General features: G+C 43.7%; 16 protein-coding genes and 1 other RNA gene. 7 read left to right on the top strand and 10 right to left on the bottom strand.

Annotated elements, in window-relative coordinates; translation table 11 throughout:
* The 3 genes from AC04MN_RS06065 to AC04MN_RS06055 are packed head-to-tail and all read right to left on the bottom strand — an operon-like array spanning position 1 to position 1,895.
* On the bottom strand, positions 1 to 225 hold the full coding sequence (locus AC04MN_RS06065; protein ID WP_475382296.1) for an exodeoxyribonuclease VII small subunit: 225 nt from the start codon (positions 223 to 225) through the stop codon (positions 1 to 3).
* A 3-nt stretch (positions 226 to 228) separates the two neighbouring features.
* Entirely contained in the window at positions 229 to 1,623 is a 1,395-nt protein-coding gene (gene xseA, locus AC04MN_RS06060; RefSeq protein WP_475382295.1) for an exodeoxyribonuclease VII large subunit, read from the bottom strand.
* Between the two features lie 53 nt (positions 1,624 to 1,676).
* Entirely contained in the window at positions 1,677 to 1,895 is a 219-nt protein-coding gene (locus AC04MN_RS06055) for a hypothetical protein (RefSeq protein WP_475382294.1), read from the bottom strand.
* A 94-nt stretch (positions 1,896 to 1,989) separates the two neighbouring features.
* Here AC04MN_RS06055 and ssrS point away from each other — a divergent pair.
* The 3 genes from ssrS (at position 1,990) to AC04MN_RS06040 (ending at position 4,699) form a co-directional block, all read left to right on the top strand.
* A non-coding RNA gene (ssrS, locus tag AC04MN_RS06050) (6S RNA) lies at positions 1,990 to 2,140 on the top strand.
* A 169-nt stretch (positions 2,141 to 2,309) separates the two neighbouring features.
* Complete coding sequence (locus AC04MN_RS06045; RefSeq protein WP_475382293.1) at positions 2,310 to 4,172, top strand: hypothetical protein; 1,863 nt, start codon at positions 2,310 to 2,312, stop codon at positions 4,170 to 4,172.
* Positions 4,145 to 4,699 (top strand): hypothetical protein, encoded by a 555-nt coding sequence (locus AC04MN_RS06040; protein ID WP_475382292.1) that lies wholly within the window; start codon positions 4,145 to 4,147, stop codon positions 4,697 to 4,699. Before AC04MN_RS06045 ends, AC04MN_RS06040 begins: the two co-directional genes overlap by 28 nt.
* A gap of 47 nt (positions 4,700 to 4,746) precedes the next feature.
* Here the strand turns inward: AC04MN_RS06040 and AC04MN_RS06035 are convergent, their stop codons facing one another.
* The 7 genes from AC04MN_RS06035 to AC04MN_RS06005 all read right to left on the bottom strand — a co-directional run bounded on the left by AC04MN_RS06035 (position 4,747) and on the right by AC04MN_RS06005 (position 10,879).
* Positions 4,747 to 5,034, bottom strand: a complete 288-nt coding sequence (locus tag AC04MN_RS06035) for a helix-turn-helix domain-containing protein (RefSeq protein ID WP_475382291.1) — start codon at positions 5,032 to 5,034, stop codon at positions 4,747 to 4,749.
* A gap of 163 nt (positions 5,035 to 5,197) precedes the next feature.
* On the bottom strand, positions 5,198 to 5,761 hold the full coding sequence (locus AC04MN_RS06030) for a NifU family protein (protein ID WP_475382290.1): 564 nt from the start codon (positions 5,759 to 5,761) through the stop codon (positions 5,198 to 5,200).
* Positions 5,758 to 7,002 (bottom strand): aminotransferase class V-fold PLP-dependent enzyme, encoded by a 1,245-nt coding sequence (locus tag AC04MN_RS06025; RefSeq protein ID WP_475382289.1) that lies wholly within the window; start codon positions 7,000 to 7,002, stop codon positions 5,758 to 5,760. The genes AC04MN_RS06030 and AC04MN_RS06025 overlap by 4 nt, the downstream gene beginning before the upstream one ends.
* 1 nt (position 7,003) lies before the next feature.
* Entirely contained in the window at positions 7,004 to 8,245 is a 1,242-nt protein-coding gene (sufD, locus tag AC04MN_RS06020) for a Fe-S cluster assembly protein SufD (RefSeq protein WP_475382288.1), read from the bottom strand.
* 13 nt (positions 8,246 to 8,258) lie between these two features.
* Positions 8,259 to 9,011 (bottom strand): Fe-S cluster assembly ATPase SufC, encoded by a 753-nt coding sequence (gene sufC / locus AC04MN_RS06015; protein ID WP_475382287.1) that lies wholly within the window; start codon positions 9,009 to 9,011, stop codon positions 8,259 to 8,261.
* Positions 9,012 to 9,015: 4 nt separating this feature from the next.
* The gene (gene sufB / locus AC04MN_RS06010; protein ID WP_475382286.1) at positions 9,016 to 10,443 is read right to left on the bottom strand and encodes a Fe-S cluster assembly protein SufB; all 1,428 of its coding nucleotides are present in this window, start codon (positions 10,441 to 10,443) and stop codon (positions 9,016 to 9,018) included.
* A complete protein-coding gene (locus AC04MN_RS06005; protein ID WP_475382285.1) occupies positions 10,436 to 10,879 on the bottom strand; it encodes an RrF2 family transcriptional regulator in 444 nt (147 codons plus the stop codon). The genes sufB and AC04MN_RS06005 overlap by 8 nt, the downstream gene beginning before the upstream one ends.
* 246 nt (positions 10,880 to 11,125) lie before the next feature.
* Between AC04MN_RS06005 and AC04MN_RS06000 the strand changes: the two genes are divergently transcribed.
* From AC04MN_RS06000 to tolA, 4 genes are all read left to right on the top strand, one after another.
* A complete protein-coding gene (locus AC04MN_RS06000; protein ID WP_475382284.1) occupies positions 11,126 to 11,926 on the top strand; it encodes a hypothetical protein in 801 nt (266 codons plus the stop codon).
* Positions 11,927 to 12,036: 110 nt separating this feature from the next.
* The gene (gene tolQ / locus AC04MN_RS05995) at positions 12,037 to 12,747 is read left to right on the top strand and encodes a protein TolQ (RefSeq protein ID WP_475382283.1); all 711 of its coding nucleotides are present in this window, start codon (positions 12,037 to 12,039) and stop codon (positions 12,745 to 12,747) included.
* Between the two features lie 2 nt (positions 12,748 to 12,749).
* Positions 12,750 to 13,169, top strand: a complete 420-nt coding sequence (locus tag AC04MN_RS05990) for an ExbD/TolR family protein (RefSeq protein ID WP_475382282.1) — start codon at positions 12,750 to 12,752, stop codon at positions 13,167 to 13,169.
* Between the two features lie 6 nt (positions 13,170 to 13,175).
* Positions 13,176 to 14,030 carry a cell envelope integrity protein TolA gene (tolA, locus tag AC04MN_RS05985; RefSeq protein ID WP_475382281.1) on the top strand — a complete coding sequence of 285 codons (855 nt, stop codon included), beginning with the start codon at positions 13,176 to 13,178 and terminating at the stop codon, positions 14,028 to 14,030.
* Positions 14,031 to 14,035: the final 5 nt, after the last annotated feature.

Raw genomic sequence — 14,035 nt, 5'->3', positions numbered from 1 at the left:
CTATTCGTCGTCCATTGCAAAGTCTTTGGCTTCGACTTTACCACTTTCATCAACAGAAACTAAAAGCTTCACTTTAGCGTCGGCTTCGTTCAAGCGCTGATGGCATTCACGAGAAAGCTTTACACCCTCTTCAAATAGCTTTAATGATTCATCAAGTGCTAAATCGCCTTTTTCCATTTTTTGTACAATTTCTTCCAATCGTCCGAGCTTTTTTTCAAAATCCATGCACTAGCCTTTCACTTGATCGATTGTTGCTTCGGCCTGCCCCTCGGCAAGACGAATTGAAATACGATCTCCGATTGATATTTGATTAACTGATTTAATAACTTCTTTTTCTTTTGTCACAATGGAATAACCCCGATCCACGACCTTCAAGGGGCTTAAAGAATCTAGTATCCCCATAGAGCGTTGCAGCTTGGCCTCTTTACGCTCTAGAAGACGGGTCATCATTCGAGTCAGGCTATTGAGCTGATGCTGAACTTCTTTGCGATTTTCTGCGATCAAATCTGACGGGTGCACCAAACGATGTTCAAGCACAACCAGCCTGTTCTTAGTATTTTCCAACCTGCGCTGAATAGCCATTTCCAATCTATTTAGCAAATCATCATTTCTAATTCTTAAGTCTTCTAAACGGCGTTTGGGATCTACGAGGCGGCGTGAAAGGCTGTCAATTTTTTGCAAAAGCATCTTCATCTGCTTTTGCATTGCCAGATTTAACATGCGCTTCAATGACTGGATTTTTTGGCTTAATTCAATAGAACTTCTAGCCACAAGTTCTGCGGCCGCAGAAGGAGTTGGCGCCCGAAGATCCGCAACAAAGTCAGCAATCGTAAAATCAATTTCGTGGCCAACCGCGGAAATGACCGGAATTGGTGAAGCTGCAATGGCCCGAGCCACTCGCTCGTCATTAAAACACCACATATCTTCAATCGAACCACCGCCGCGACCACAAATAATAACATCCACGTCGGGAATCATTGCCGCTTTCTTTAGAGCCTCTACAATCTGTAAAGCCGCCGCATCCCCTTGAACTAAGGTCGGCACAATTGTCACGGGCACTGAAGCCGCTCGACGAGACAAGATATTTAAAATATCCCGTATCGCGGCACCAGTTGGCGAAGTCACGATAGCAACATGCTTTGGCAACGTGGGAATCGCACGTTTTTTTGCAGGATCAAACAAGCCTTCTTTTTTTAGTTTTTCTTTTAACTGCTCGAAAGCCTTTTGAAGCGCCCCTGCGCCGACAGGCTCCATCATATCACACACTATCTGATAATTGCCGCGAGGCTCATAGACGGCAATGCGGCCTCTGGCCAATACTTCTAAACCATCATGAATTTTAAATTTAAGTCGTGAATTGTTTCCGCGAAACATCACCGCTGAAATTTGCGATTTAGCATCTTTAAGGCTGAAATAATGATGACCTGAAGTGTGCGCTTTAAAATTAGAGATCTCCCCACGCACCCAAACCAATCCTACTTGCCCTTCAAGAATTTGCTTTATCTGAAGATTCAATTGCTCGATGGTCAATACCGTAGGCTCGGACCGCAGAATATCTTCCGGGGCACTCGCTTGCGCAATATTGCTGGTTCGCTTTAGGGGTTGGTTGGCCGAGTCGCTCATTGCTCAACAAACTAGCGATGGCCCAGTATCGAGTCAATCTCTACGGCGTCGGACTACAGCGTCGAATACCAAATATTCTGAACACTCCACAGACCACCGACAAAAAAGCAAATCCAAGCCAGCGGTTTATGCCGACCTAGCTCTGAATATGCCTGCGCCATGCGCTGTTGGCCGACCCGTACGAAAAACGGAAGCTCAAGCACAAGCACCATTAAAAATCCATAGAAAAAAACCAAAAAAGGAAAGATAAAATCTAGTTTTTGAGGTGTCATAGTCTCTTTTTCGGAAAATATTTAAAAACTAAGAGTCCTGTTTGATTGAAGTCAGCTACCAAATTCGCTAGAATAAAAACATAAGGTTCGATGGCGTAAGTCTCTTCGAAAATAAGCCTTACAAGCACATGATCGGGGGCTGTCCCTGACGATGGTGAGCAAGCCCAGCTCGTACTGGGAAGCCTAAAGTCGTTACTATGGCCACCCACCTGGTGAAAAAGAGGTTTAGTTTCAGAGTAGCCACGGGCCTTTTTTTATTTTCAATATTTCATTTCTGCTTCTTATTATCTTGATACAAGACCTCGGTCCAAACGCCTAGAAAACCGTCTCAACCTGAGAAGATTTATTTAAACTTTGTTAGAAATTTCAAGCACTTTGCATTCAGCCACCAACTAAAATTCCGATAAGTTAAGGGTGAAATTTACTTTCTTCTATTCGCCTATTTTGCTTTTGATCGCCACTGGCCTTCTGACAGGTTGTGGTGATGCGGGCTTTTCAACCAAGACTAGTGGCAAAGCAACAACCGTTCAATACAAGGCCGAACCAAGCTACGATGACACTCCAAAGACGATCGTTCCCGAGTCTGGCTACACAACAATTACGGTTACCGGTACAGCTCAATATCAAAGACGTCGCTTTGACTCTTCCGTAGGAAGCAATGGAGCTTTAATCTCCACCCTCGACACTTATGCCATTCCCTGCGCCGAATTTAATGTTTATGACAGCTCTGGAACTATTGTCCAAGCTGGCTCTACAAATACGGATGGTACTTTTTCATATCAGCTTTCAAGCAAACCTGCGACTTACACGATGGTCGTTAGGTCACGCGCTCTGAATAACTGCTTAAAAGTCAGCGTGCTTTCCGATATCAATTCAAACTTACCTTACGGAGTCGAAAAAACCGTCACAGTTGCTGGCTCGACTATTTCGGGTTTAAGTCTTGTCGCCTCAGGGAGCGAATCAGTCAGCACTCTTATTGAAGGGGGCGCCTTCAATATTTTAAATCAAATCTATAAAGCCAATAAATATATGAGAGACAAAGGAATCTTGGCTGCAGGAGCCAGCGCCGACAAAGTCTCTGTCTATTGGCAAGCCGGCTTCACTCCCTATGCATATTACGGCTATCCAACATCGCCAATTTCATTTTATGAGCCTGGCCAATCTAAACTTTATATTTGCGGTGGCATTCAAGGAGATGTGAAATCCTCTGATACTGATCACTTTGATGACTCGGTCATTTTGCACGAATACGGTCATTTTCTGGAGGACCGCTACTCGAAATCCGACTCTCCGGGGGGCTCTCACAATGGTGACTTCTTGATTGATCCGCGCTTAGCGTGGAGTGAGGGCTGGGCCAACTTTTTACAATCAGCAATTAAGAATCACTTTAGTGATACTGACAAAGACTATTACACAGATACCTATGGTTACAAAGAGACTGCTGGCGATGTTTCCGGCTTCGGAGTAGGTGTTCGCTTTAAGTTGCACGCGGATCTTTCCTTAGGCGCAAACTCTACGATTAAGGACAAACCAAATTACGCTGGCGAGGGAACCTTCCGCGAACTCGGAGTCGCCCGCACTCTTTATAAATCAATTTTAACTAGCTACGAATCCAGTAAATCCGGAGGCAATATTCCATTTGGAAGTATCTGGAAAGCGTTTACAGCCTTCAATGATAGCACGGCTTATCTGACCAACTTCGCCCTGTTTGCTGCGAACTTAAAGTCCCAAATGACGACCGATGGCCTATGGGCTTCGCGCTCTACTAATATCGGCGCAATTTATGATGAAGAAATGCAGCCAACTTCAACGTCTGAATACGGTGCCCTTCTTTCACAGAGCGCTAGCACTTGCGCAGCCTCAATGAGTACCGCTACGAATTCGTACTACGGCAGCGAGTGGCGCTCGAATCAATTACGTTCTAATGATTTTTATGTGATCTATTACAACCCGTCTTCACCAACCACCATCGAACTTGAAAAGACCTCAAGCGATAGCGTTGACTTAGACTTGTACATTTATAGTCGCGATTACACTTATCAAGAAACATCCTCGACGAAATCCAACTCTAGCCTTTTGAAGACTTCGGCAACTCGCTCTGCGACAGCAAAAGAGACAATCTCTTTATCCGGCTTATCAGCAGGATACTACGTAGTGAATGTAAAAGCTTATACCGAGAGTGCCGTTTACTCTGGCGGGACCGCAACTTACCAACTTCGTAACACACAAGCAGCCTCAGGAGGCTACCTATGTCCAACAAACCAAACTATTCGCTAAGAAAGTGGATTGTCTTTGTGGTCGGCGGTATGTCCATCGGAGCTACCGGTATGGCTGTAATTCATCTATCTAAGAAGAATGCTCAGGCCCTTCGCCAGCCAGCCAGCATTTCCCACTCATGGGGACCAGTCAGTGTTGGCAAGCACCTGACTCCCATTCGTGTTGTCTTAGAAACCCCCAAAGTACCTGAGTCGGCTAGTTCGGAAATCATCCTGCGCGGAGCCGTTCAAGCAATGCAAGAAATACCAGAATCTATGGATTATCATTGGATTCTTCCCCCCGAGGTCGTCGTTGTCGATGGACAAATCGATGGAGAACTGCCTTCGTTAGCGATGGGACGATTTCATATTTTAGAGCTAACTGTTAGAAACTTCAGCAAAGAGGACTTTCAAAATATCTCTCTGGAAGCAAAAGGAAAAACCTCAGGCATGGGGGGCAGCGCCTCGATCAGCTCTCGCCCCGAGGACACCATGGAATCCCTAGGCGTGCAGATGCGCAAAGAAGTCTATCGCGCGACAGGAAAATAAAAAAGCCCGGCAAAAACCGGGCTTTTTTATTTAGAAGCTCTAAATCACTACATGTTAGAAGCTTTACGACCGTAAAACTTCTTTTTCAAGTCAGTCGTAACTTCCTGAATCGTATAATTCAATGTGATATTGAACAACTCATCAGAAGATACTTTATACATTTCACCGATTTTTTTAAGAGTCTTCAATGGAGGCTGAGACACTCCACGCTCCCAGTTAGATACGAACTGAGGAGTTGTATAACCAAGACGATCTGCTACTTCTTTCTGAGAAAGGCCCGCAGCTTCGCGTTTGTCCTTAAGGTACTTACCAAGATTAACGTCTTTCTTTTGCATATGAACCACCTTTACAACAACAAGTTTAGCAAACAAACAAAGTATTGATCAATACTTCGGAAGCAAAATAAACATTACAACTGAATGCAAAAGGTCTCTCGTTTCGAGAGACCCTCACAATTCATTACAATAACTATGTTATCTTGTTCAAGAATGATCAACCCTAATTATAAGGAATAACCTCAATTTGAGGATTGAACTCGTCTCTCAAAATTCCTTCAATCGCCATCAATGTTCCTGTCGTAGAGCTTGGACAAGTTCCGCAAGCTCCTTGATAGAATACATACAGCTTATTCTCTTCATACTTTAGAACATCAATATCTCCACCGTCACCCTGCAAACCAGGGCGAACCGTGCGATCTAAAATCTCTTCGATCTGCTGTAGCTCGGGGCTTAATTCTTTACGACGAAGGATCTTTTCATCGGCCACGGTCTGATTTGGATTGTGAACTGCCATACCCCGTTGGATAACCGCACAAACCGCCTCATGAAGCTGTTCGACATCCGAATCAAACGTATGAGTGATTGTGATTACATTCTGAAAGAAATGAACTTGCTTAATTCCCTCGACCGCAAACAAGGCTGCTGCCAACGGGTTTTGATCCGCCTCTTGAATACTAGCGTAAGTGGCTTTTCCCTCATTCAATACCGGCTTATCCAGGACAAACTTCCAAGCATTTGGGTTCGGGGTGGCTTGAATTCGAATTAATGTATCTTGTGTGCTCATACTAACATCCCTTGTGCCTTCTTTACGGCTTGTATAAAAATTTGCACATCTTCAAAATTATTATAAATACTAAAAGAAGCTCGAACCGTCCCCGGTATTCCAAAGCGTTCCATCAATGGTTGTGTGCAATGATGACCGGCGCGCACCGCCACGCCCATTTGATCCATAATTTGGCCAACATCTGAATGATGGGCTCCCTTAAGAATAAACGACAGAATGGCACCTTTGTTCGCTGCCTCGCCAATGACCTTAATACCATCAATTTTTTTAATTTCGGTGGTAGCGTAATCCAGCAACGCCATTTCCCAGGTGTGTACCTGCTGAAGGTCTAAACGTTGAAAATAATCTAATGCAGTTGCGGTCCCGATAGCCCCTTCAATATGGGGAGTGCCCGCCTCGAACCGAAAAGGAACATCGTTAAAAGTCGTACCGGTAAAAGAGACTTTAGAAATCATGCTGCCCCCGCCCTGCCATGGTCCCATCTGCTCTAGCAGTTCTTTTCGACCGAAAAGAACGCCAAATCCAGTAGGGCCAAATAGTTTATGGGAAGAGAAAACGAAAAAATCACATCCCCAATCAAAAACATCCACCTTAGATTGAGATACAATCTGAGCCCCATCGATCAAGACTTGAACACCAGCAGACTTGGCCCATTGGCATGCTTGCTTGACATCATTCACGGTTCCCAAAGTGTTCGAGCAAGCCGTTAAAGCCAACATCTTAACTTTAGGAAGACTCAGTTTGATTTTCAGATCAGATAAATCAAGTTCGCCACTATCGGTGACTTTAACGGGTCGGACTTCAGCGCCCTTACGAGCCGCCACTATTTGCCACGGAACGATGTTCGCATGATGTTCCATTTCCGAAACAAGTATTATATCGCCAACAGACAATCGAGGCTCTAACCACGAATAAGCAACCAGGTTGATCGCCTCAGTGGTGCCACGGACATAGATGACCTCGTCGGAACTAGCCGCCCCAATGAACTTTTGTATCTTTTGCCTCGCTGATTCAAACTTCGTCGTCGCCAAATCGCTAATATAATGGGCGCCACGATGAACATTTGAAGTTTCGTTTGCGTAGTATTCAGCAATACGATCTATCACCGCCTGTGGCTTCAAAGTTGTCGCAGCACTATCTAAATAAACCAAGTCTTTCCCGCCATGAACCTTAACTTTCAAAGTAGGAAAGTCATTTCGTATTTGGTTAAATAGGGGCTTTAAAGACTCGACAGAAGACATCTTACACCTCCAACTTCAAAGTCGAAAACGACGAATGAAGTCGCGACTGAAGCCAGCTTTGAATGTTCGTATCGTCAATGCGCAAAATAAGCTCCGAGATAAATCCGTAGGAAAGCATGGTCACCGCGTCGTTTTTTGAAATACAGCGGCTTTGAAGATAGAATAATTCATCTTTATTCAATTGGCCCACCGTAGATCCGTGCCCTGCCTTAACGTCATCAGCATAGATCTCAAGCATTGGCTTTGAATCGGCTTCAGCTTTATTACTTAACAATAGATTGTTATTCAACTGCTCGGAATTCGCCTTTTGCGCATCTTTAGCAATATAAACCCGACCATTAAAGACCGAACGCGACTCACCACCTAAGATCCCTTTGTACAACTGAGAAGTATCACAATGGCCAACATGATGATTAATTGAAGTATTGTGGTCCATATGCTGCGACCCTTGCGCGACAGTGGCCCCGTTCACAATAGCCGTGGCCCCGGATCCTAATAGATCAATAACCAAAGAATGACGAGCCAACTTCCCGCCGGAAGCAAAACTTAAGGCATCTAAATGCGCCCCTGCTTTAAGGCCCACATGAGTTCGGGCAATATTAGAGGCTTCAAGACTTTCCGTCTGCAAATGCACAAACTTTAGGTTCGAATTTTCTGCCAGAATAATATCTGTCTTAGAGTTTGAAAAATAAGAGCCGACCCCACTGAAGGATTCAATCAATTTCAATGAAGATCCCATACCCAATTCAACAACCAACCGAGAGTGCGTCATTATCTTTTTTGCGCTATCGACAAAGTGAACAATATTGATCGGTTGTTCAATTGAGCTATTCTTATCGACCGTCAACGACCAAAGCTTTTCTGCATAGGCGGCATTAAGGGCCTCAAAACCATCAGCGAATTCGGACTTAGCTGAATGCACGGCTTGAAGATGCACGCCGCTAGGCAAAGATTCAGACAAAAGGTCACTGTAATTACCGTTAATAAATACGATGTTAGTAAATTGGGAACTTAAATTTCCACGCACCTTCATCAAAAGATCATGATTAGGAATTTCATGTATTAACAACGCGGGTGTAAATTCAGATTCTTGAATTTCTTTTGTTGAAGTATATTTCCAGTCTTCATCTTTTCTATTTGGAAGACCATGCGCTTTAAGAAACTCGATACCAGCAAGACGTAGGCTCTCTAACCCCGCTGGTGCCATTTCCTTAAATTTTTCATATTGATTTAACAAATTCATACCTAATCCTTTGTTACTTCAATAGCCAGTCGTAACCGCGCTCTTCAAGTTTTAAGGCTAACTCTGGACCACCAGATTCAATAATTTTGCCCCCCGCTAACACGTGGACATAATCGGGCTTAATATAATCAAGAAGTCTTTGGTAATGAGTTACCAATACAATAGCATTGTGCTTAGATTTAATTTTATTCACCCCATCCGCAACAATACGAAGAGCATCGATATCTAGACCAGAATCAGTTTCATCAAGCAAAGCCAAGCGAGGGGATAATACCGCCATTTGCAAAATTTCATTTCGCTTTTTTTCACCACCCGAAAAACCAGTATTAACGGCTCGATCCAGATACTCGGGCTTCATTTGCACAAGCTTCATCTTTTGTTCTAAAAATTCGCGGAAGTCACCCTCACTCATCGGCTCAGAGCCCTGATGCTGAAGAATGCTGTTGAAAGATGTGTGCAAAAAGTTAAAGTTACTAACCCCTGGGACCTCGATCGGATATTGAAATGCTAAAAAGACACCCTCTTTAGCTCTAACATCTGGATCTAAATCCAATAGATTTTGCATCTGAAAATTGACTTCGTATTTCACTTCACCCTGAGTCACTTCATAAGCGGGGTGGCCAGCCAACACTTTTGATAACGTCGACTTACCGGAGCCGTTAGGCCCCATAATCGCATGAACTTCTCCGGCTTTGACCGTTAGGTTTAAACCTTTAAGGATTTCTTTTTCTTCAACTCGTGCATGTAAATTTTTAATCTCTAACATATTTTTACCCAACGCTATTTTCTAGTTTCATTTCGATTAATTTAACGGCTTCGACCGAAAACTCTAAAGGAAGTTCCTTAAAAACTTCTTTACAGAATCCGTTCACCAACATGGAGATAGACTTTTCCATATCAAGGCCGCGGGATTGTAAATAAAAAATTTGATCTTCGCTAATTCGTGATGTTGTCGCTTCATGCTCTAAGGTCGCAGACTTATTCTTCACTTCGATGTAGGGATAAGTGTGAGCTGAACACTTGTCTCCGACCAGCATTGAATCGCATTGCGAATAATTACGCGCGTTCTCAGCAGAAGGCATAATTTTGACTTGCCCACGATAAGCATTTGAAGAATGACCGGTTGAAATCCCTTTCGAGATTATTGTCGACTTCGTGTTTTTTCCAATATGAATCATCTTGGTGCCGGTGTCCGCCTGCATGTAATCATGAGTCAATGCTACAGAGTAAAATGCACCTTCAGAATTATCACCCTGCAAAATGACTGACGGATATTTCCAGGTGATCGCGGAACCTGACTCTACCTGAGTCCATGATATTTTCGAATTCTTACCGGCACACTTTCCTCGCTTTGTAACGAAGTTGTAAATGCCGCCTTTGCCTTCTTTGTCTCCGGTGTACCAGTTTTGCACTGTTGAATAGCGAATCTCGGCATTATCCAACGCAATCAACTCGACAACAGCGGCATGAAGTTGATTTTCATCACGCTGAGGAGCCGTACAGCCCTCAAGGTAGTTGACATATCCACCTTCGTCACAAACTAAAAGTGTGCGCTCGAACTGCCCCGTGTCTTTGGCGTTGATACGGAAATAGGTAGATAAATCAATCGGGCAGCGAACTCCCTTCGGGATATAGCAAAAGGAACCATCCGTAAATACGGCCGCATTCAATGCAGAATAGAAGTTGTCCGTAATTGGCACCACCGTGCCTAAATATTTTTTTACTAAATCTGGATATTTATGAACGGCTTCTGAAATCGAACAGAAAATGACGCCCGCTTTTTCAAGTTCATCCTGATTGGTTGTTCCTACAGACACCGAATCAAAAACAATGTCGACTGCAACACCACTGATGCGTTTTTGCTCTTGTAGCGGGATTCCAAGTCGCTCGAAAGTTTTAATTAGTTCTGGATCCAATTCATCTAAAGATTTTGGCTTATCTGACTCAGATTGTTTTTTCGGAGCCGAATAATAGCAGATGTCTTGAAAATCAATCGCCGAATAAGACACCTTGGCCCATGTCGGCTCCGTCAGCGTTTGCCAGTGTTTAAAAGCTTTCAAGCGATAGTCCAACATCCAATCCGGTTCATTCTTTTTTGCCGAGATAAGACGAATGATTTCTTCGTTGAGGCCTTTTTTTACAGCATCCATTTCGATATCTGTAGCGAAGCCATATTTATATTCATAATTGCTATCCATGGACAGCCTCCGCAGTTTTTACTTGAGCGCGCTCGTTTACGAGCAGATCACGCAGGGTCACACTTTTATAAAATTCTGTAAGACGACGATTTAAGTTTGTAATAGGCGACACGATGTTGCAGGTTCCCTGAATATCGCAAGGCTCTTCTTTATGAAGACACTTTACAAGCGCCGTGGGACCTTCGATGATCTCTACCAAATCATGCAAGGTGATCTTGCTTAGATCTTTGGTGATTTGATATCCGCCAGCAGCACCGTGCTCTACTTTCAAAAGGCCCCGTCCCGCCATTGCTTGCATCACGCGTGCAGTCGCATCGAAAGGAGTCTGAAAGCTTTCGGACACCTCTTTAGCTGTCGTCAATTCACCGGGAATCTTTTGACTCATATGCCGCAATGCCATCAATGCGTATTCAAGTTTTCGATTGATCTTATTCATAAAAGCCTCGTTCGAAAGAACCTTTTAATGAGTTTAAAAGCCTATTTGTTCGCCAAACTAAAAGAAAACCAGTTGAAAAACAAGGCGAATTACGCCTTTTTTTGGCGTATTTAAGATCAAGTAAGATCTTACACCCGCAGTTTAAAAAAAATAAGGTGAAATCATACATTTAAGCTGATATCTATTCTGTGCATGAGATTGTTGTTAATTAGCATCGCAAGTGTATTATTTTGCTTAAGTATCCTTATGGGTGCTCGTATTTGGGGCCTCGGCCAAAGCTATCCCCCTTTTGAACATGCTTTCACCTCCAAACCAACGCCGTGGGTGGGGGTCTGGATTGAAAATACAGAACAAGCACTTCAGGTCAGCAAGCAGGTTCCAGATGCCATACTGATGATCCCGGTTCGGGTGAGTAAAGACTTTAAGCTGTTCGTAATGGATAGCTCGAAAGATCATGATTTTTTACAACATCTGGCAGAGGAACAAACAAAGCACCCACAGACTCAGATTCTAAAAGGATCGCGCCTTAGCGACTACGATCTAAATACAATTGAAAGTTTTTTTGGCACTCAGCTAAAACTTGAGGACCTACTGAAAGCCTTCCCCAGCAACCGCTTTATCCTTCATGTTCTTGATAATGCCGAAGGAGTTCACGTCGTCCTTCGAGATGCCCTTAAGCCGCTTTTAATAAACGACAAGATTTTGATCAACTCGGATGCAGATGTCGTCATTTCGGCAACCAAAGAGCAGGTCCCGGAATGGCTTTACGGAACGGGGCATGGTGCACTGATGCGCCTGATGACATTTCAATCCCTACATCTTGAACCCGCTGTTCAACTGAAAGAGGACGTTGCGGTTGCTCCGCTAACAATTTTAGACCGCCCAGCAATCAATCAGGAAGTTGTTAACGAAGTTCATCGCAGAAACAAAAAAGTTATCCTAGGTCCGTTGATCAATGCAGAACAAATGTCTGCCGCTCGACAAATGAATCCCGACGGTTTCATATTTAAAAATTTAGACTTAGCACTCGAGTTTTTGAAAAAATAATTATTACTCGGGAAACTACGGACTCAAGTCTGGGTTTAACCATAGGTCTGCCACTGTGAATCTTGCCCTAGACTCGATAGAAGTATAGGCTGTTTCACTGTGGAGGTCTTATGGCAACACCAAGCATGGCAGTAAATACAAATGCCTTCGATGCAATCGCTCAAGCAAGTCCTGTCGTTCAGGGAACTTTATTAATTCTAGTTGGCCTTAGTATTTTTTGCTGGGCAATAGCCTGGGGCAAACATCAGACATTTAAAAAGATCTCTGTTGCAAATGATCTTTTCTTGGCAAAATTTTGGAAATCTAATTCGTTGGATTCATTATACGAAGATATCGATCAATATCGCGAATCAACTTTGGCGCGAGTCTTCAAGGCCACTTATCTAGAGATGAAAAAAATTGCTGAATCACCGCTACTGGCAAAAACCGAAGGCGATCGCCCTGTCCTTTCTGGATTGGACAATCTAGAGCGAGTTTTGCGCAAAGCTCAAGAAAATGAAATCTCGGCTCTGGAGTCTCGACTGACTCTGCTTGCAACGACAGGCTCTACGGGGCCATTCATCGGCCTTTTTGGGACTGTTTGGGGTATCATGAGCTCTTTCCACAAAATCGGAATGACGGGACAAGCTAGCTTAGCAGTTGTAGCCCCTGGAATTTCAGAAGCCTTGGTCGCAACGGCTATTGGTCTAGCCGCAGCTATTCCGGCGGTGGTTTTATACAATCACTTCATTGCAAAAATTCGCAAAGAAGAAATCTCTATTAATAATTTCAGCGCGGATTTCTTGAACATCGTAAAACGCTCATTCTTCCAGGGTAATTAAACATGGGAATGGGAAATGGCGGAAATAAAAGCAGGGCGACTCTTAGCGAGATCAACGTTACTCCGTTGGTCGACGTTATGTTGGTTCTGTTGATCATGTTCATGGTAACGACTCCATTGATGCAACAAGGGATTCAGGTCGACTTACCTAAAACCTCCAGCTCGGGCGTTGAACTTAATGATGAGCCTATGGTTTTGGTGATTGAACCCAACCAAAAAATGACAATCGCTAAAGAGAAAATTTCAATGCAGGATTTAGCACCCAAGTTAAAAGCGATTTTTGAAACTAGAAAAAACAAACAGATCTATGTTCAAGCGGATCGCAAAGTTGATTATGGATTTGTGGCTGAGGCCATGGCAGAAATTCGAGCTGCCGGAATCTTTAGTATTGGTCTTATTACAGAGCCAAAGACAGGAAAATAAAGACTCATGACCAAACAGCGCCCCGAAGATTCATATCAAGAACTTCTAGTACACGACGAACCCATCAGTCGTGGCATCGCTGTTTCTATCGGAGTTCATGTATTTATCCTTGCAGCGTTTACCGTGAAAGCCTTTTTCTTTACTCCGCCGAGTATAGATTTTTCCCAGGCTGTTCGAGTTGATATTGTGGGTTTACCTCAGAAATTAGATCCTAATACAGTCTTAGACAATCCTGCTCCAAACCCTGAAGTCAAACCCGAACCAACCCCTAAATCAGAGCCCCAGGTAGAATCGACTAAACCAGAACCTCTTCCGCAAAAGCCAGAGCCTAAAGCTATTGCTGAAAAAACCAAGACTCCAAAAGCGGATCCGGATTCGGTAAAAATTGAGAAGTCGACTAAGCAAAAACAAAGCTCGGCCATCGCTAAACTCAAGGCGATGGAAGCCTTAGAAAAACTCAAGAATGAAGTCAAACAAGAGGCAAAAAAAACATCTGGAACAGGTTCTGCCAAAAATGCCAGTCCTTTGATCCGAGGAAATATTCTAAGTCCAGGAACGGCACTGACTGGACTGTCGAAGTTGCAACATGATGCTTACATTTCTGACCTCGACAAACACATTAAAAATCACTGGACTTTACCCGAGTGGCTCTCGACAAAAGATTACAAAGCCCAAGTTCGAGTGTATATTGATTCTCGAGGAATGTTGGTTAAAAAAGTTTTAGTGAAATCAAGTGGCAACCCGACTTACGATGACTACGCACTTGAAACTATCGACAAATCCATTCCGTTTCCCGCACCTCCAGAAAAGCTAACTGCGATCTTAGAGGTCAATGGATTTGTTGTCGGATTCCCTGATTAAAGGAG

Source organism: Bdellovibrio sp. ZFWA1, from assembly GCF_056175665.1.
This window is presented reverse-complemented; position numbering and strand designations above follow the sequence as displayed.

Coding starts and splice junctions, on each gene's coding strand:
- sufD (WP_475382288.1), bottom strand. CDS start 8,245: ATGAATTTGTTAAATCAATATGAAAAATTTAAGGAAATGGCACCAGCG.
- AC04MN_RS06025 (WP_475382289.1), bottom strand. CDS start 7,002: ATGTCTTCTGTCGAGTCTTTAAAGCCCCTATTTAACCAAATACGAAAT.
- AC04MN_RS06055 (WP_475382294.1), bottom strand. CDS start 1,895: ATGACACCTCAAAAACTAGATTTTATCTTTCCTTTTTTGGTTTTTTTC.
- tolQ (WP_475382283.1), top strand. CDS start 12,037: ATGGCAACACCAAGCATGGCAGTAAATACAAATGCCTTCGATGCAATC.
- tolA (WP_475382281.1), top strand. CDS start 13,176: ATGACCAAACAGCGCCCCGAAGATTCATATCAAGAACTTCTAGTACAC.
- xseA (WP_475382295.1), bottom strand. CDS start 1,623: ATGAGCGACTCGGCCAACCAACCCCTAAAGCGAACCAGCAATATTGCG.
- AC04MN_RS06000 (WP_475382284.1), top strand. CDS start 11,126: ATGGGTGCTCGTATTTGGGGCCTCGGCCAAAGCTATCCCCCTTTTGAA.
- AC04MN_RS06040 (WP_475382292.1), top strand. CDS start 4,145: ATGTCCAACAAACCAAACTATTCGCTAAGAAAGTGGATTGTCTTTGTG.
- AC04MN_RS06035 (WP_475382291.1), bottom strand. CDS start 5,034: ATGCAAAAGAAAGACGTTAATCTTGGTAAGTACCTTAAGGACAAACGC.
- AC04MN_RS06030 (WP_475382290.1), bottom strand. CDS start 5,761: ATGAGCACACAAGATACATTAATTCGAATTCAAGCCACCCCGAACCCA.
- AC04MN_RS06005 (WP_475382285.1), bottom strand. CDS start 10,879: ATGAATAAGATCAATCGAAAACTTGAATACGCATTGATGGCATTGCGG.
- AC04MN_RS05990 (WP_475382282.1), top strand. CDS start 12,750: ATGGGAATGGGAAATGGCGGAAATAAAAGCAGGGCGACTCTTAGCGAG.
- sufB (WP_475382286.1), bottom strand. CDS start 10,443: ATGGATAGCAATTATGAATATAAATATGGCTTCGCTACAGATATCGAA.
- sufC (WP_475382287.1), bottom strand. CDS start 9,011: ATGTTAGAGATTAAAAATTTACATGCACGAGTTGAAGAAAAAGAAATC.
- AC04MN_RS06065 (WP_475382296.1), bottom strand. CDS start 225: ATGGATTTTGAAAAAAAGCTCGGACGATTGGAAGAAATTGTACAAAAA.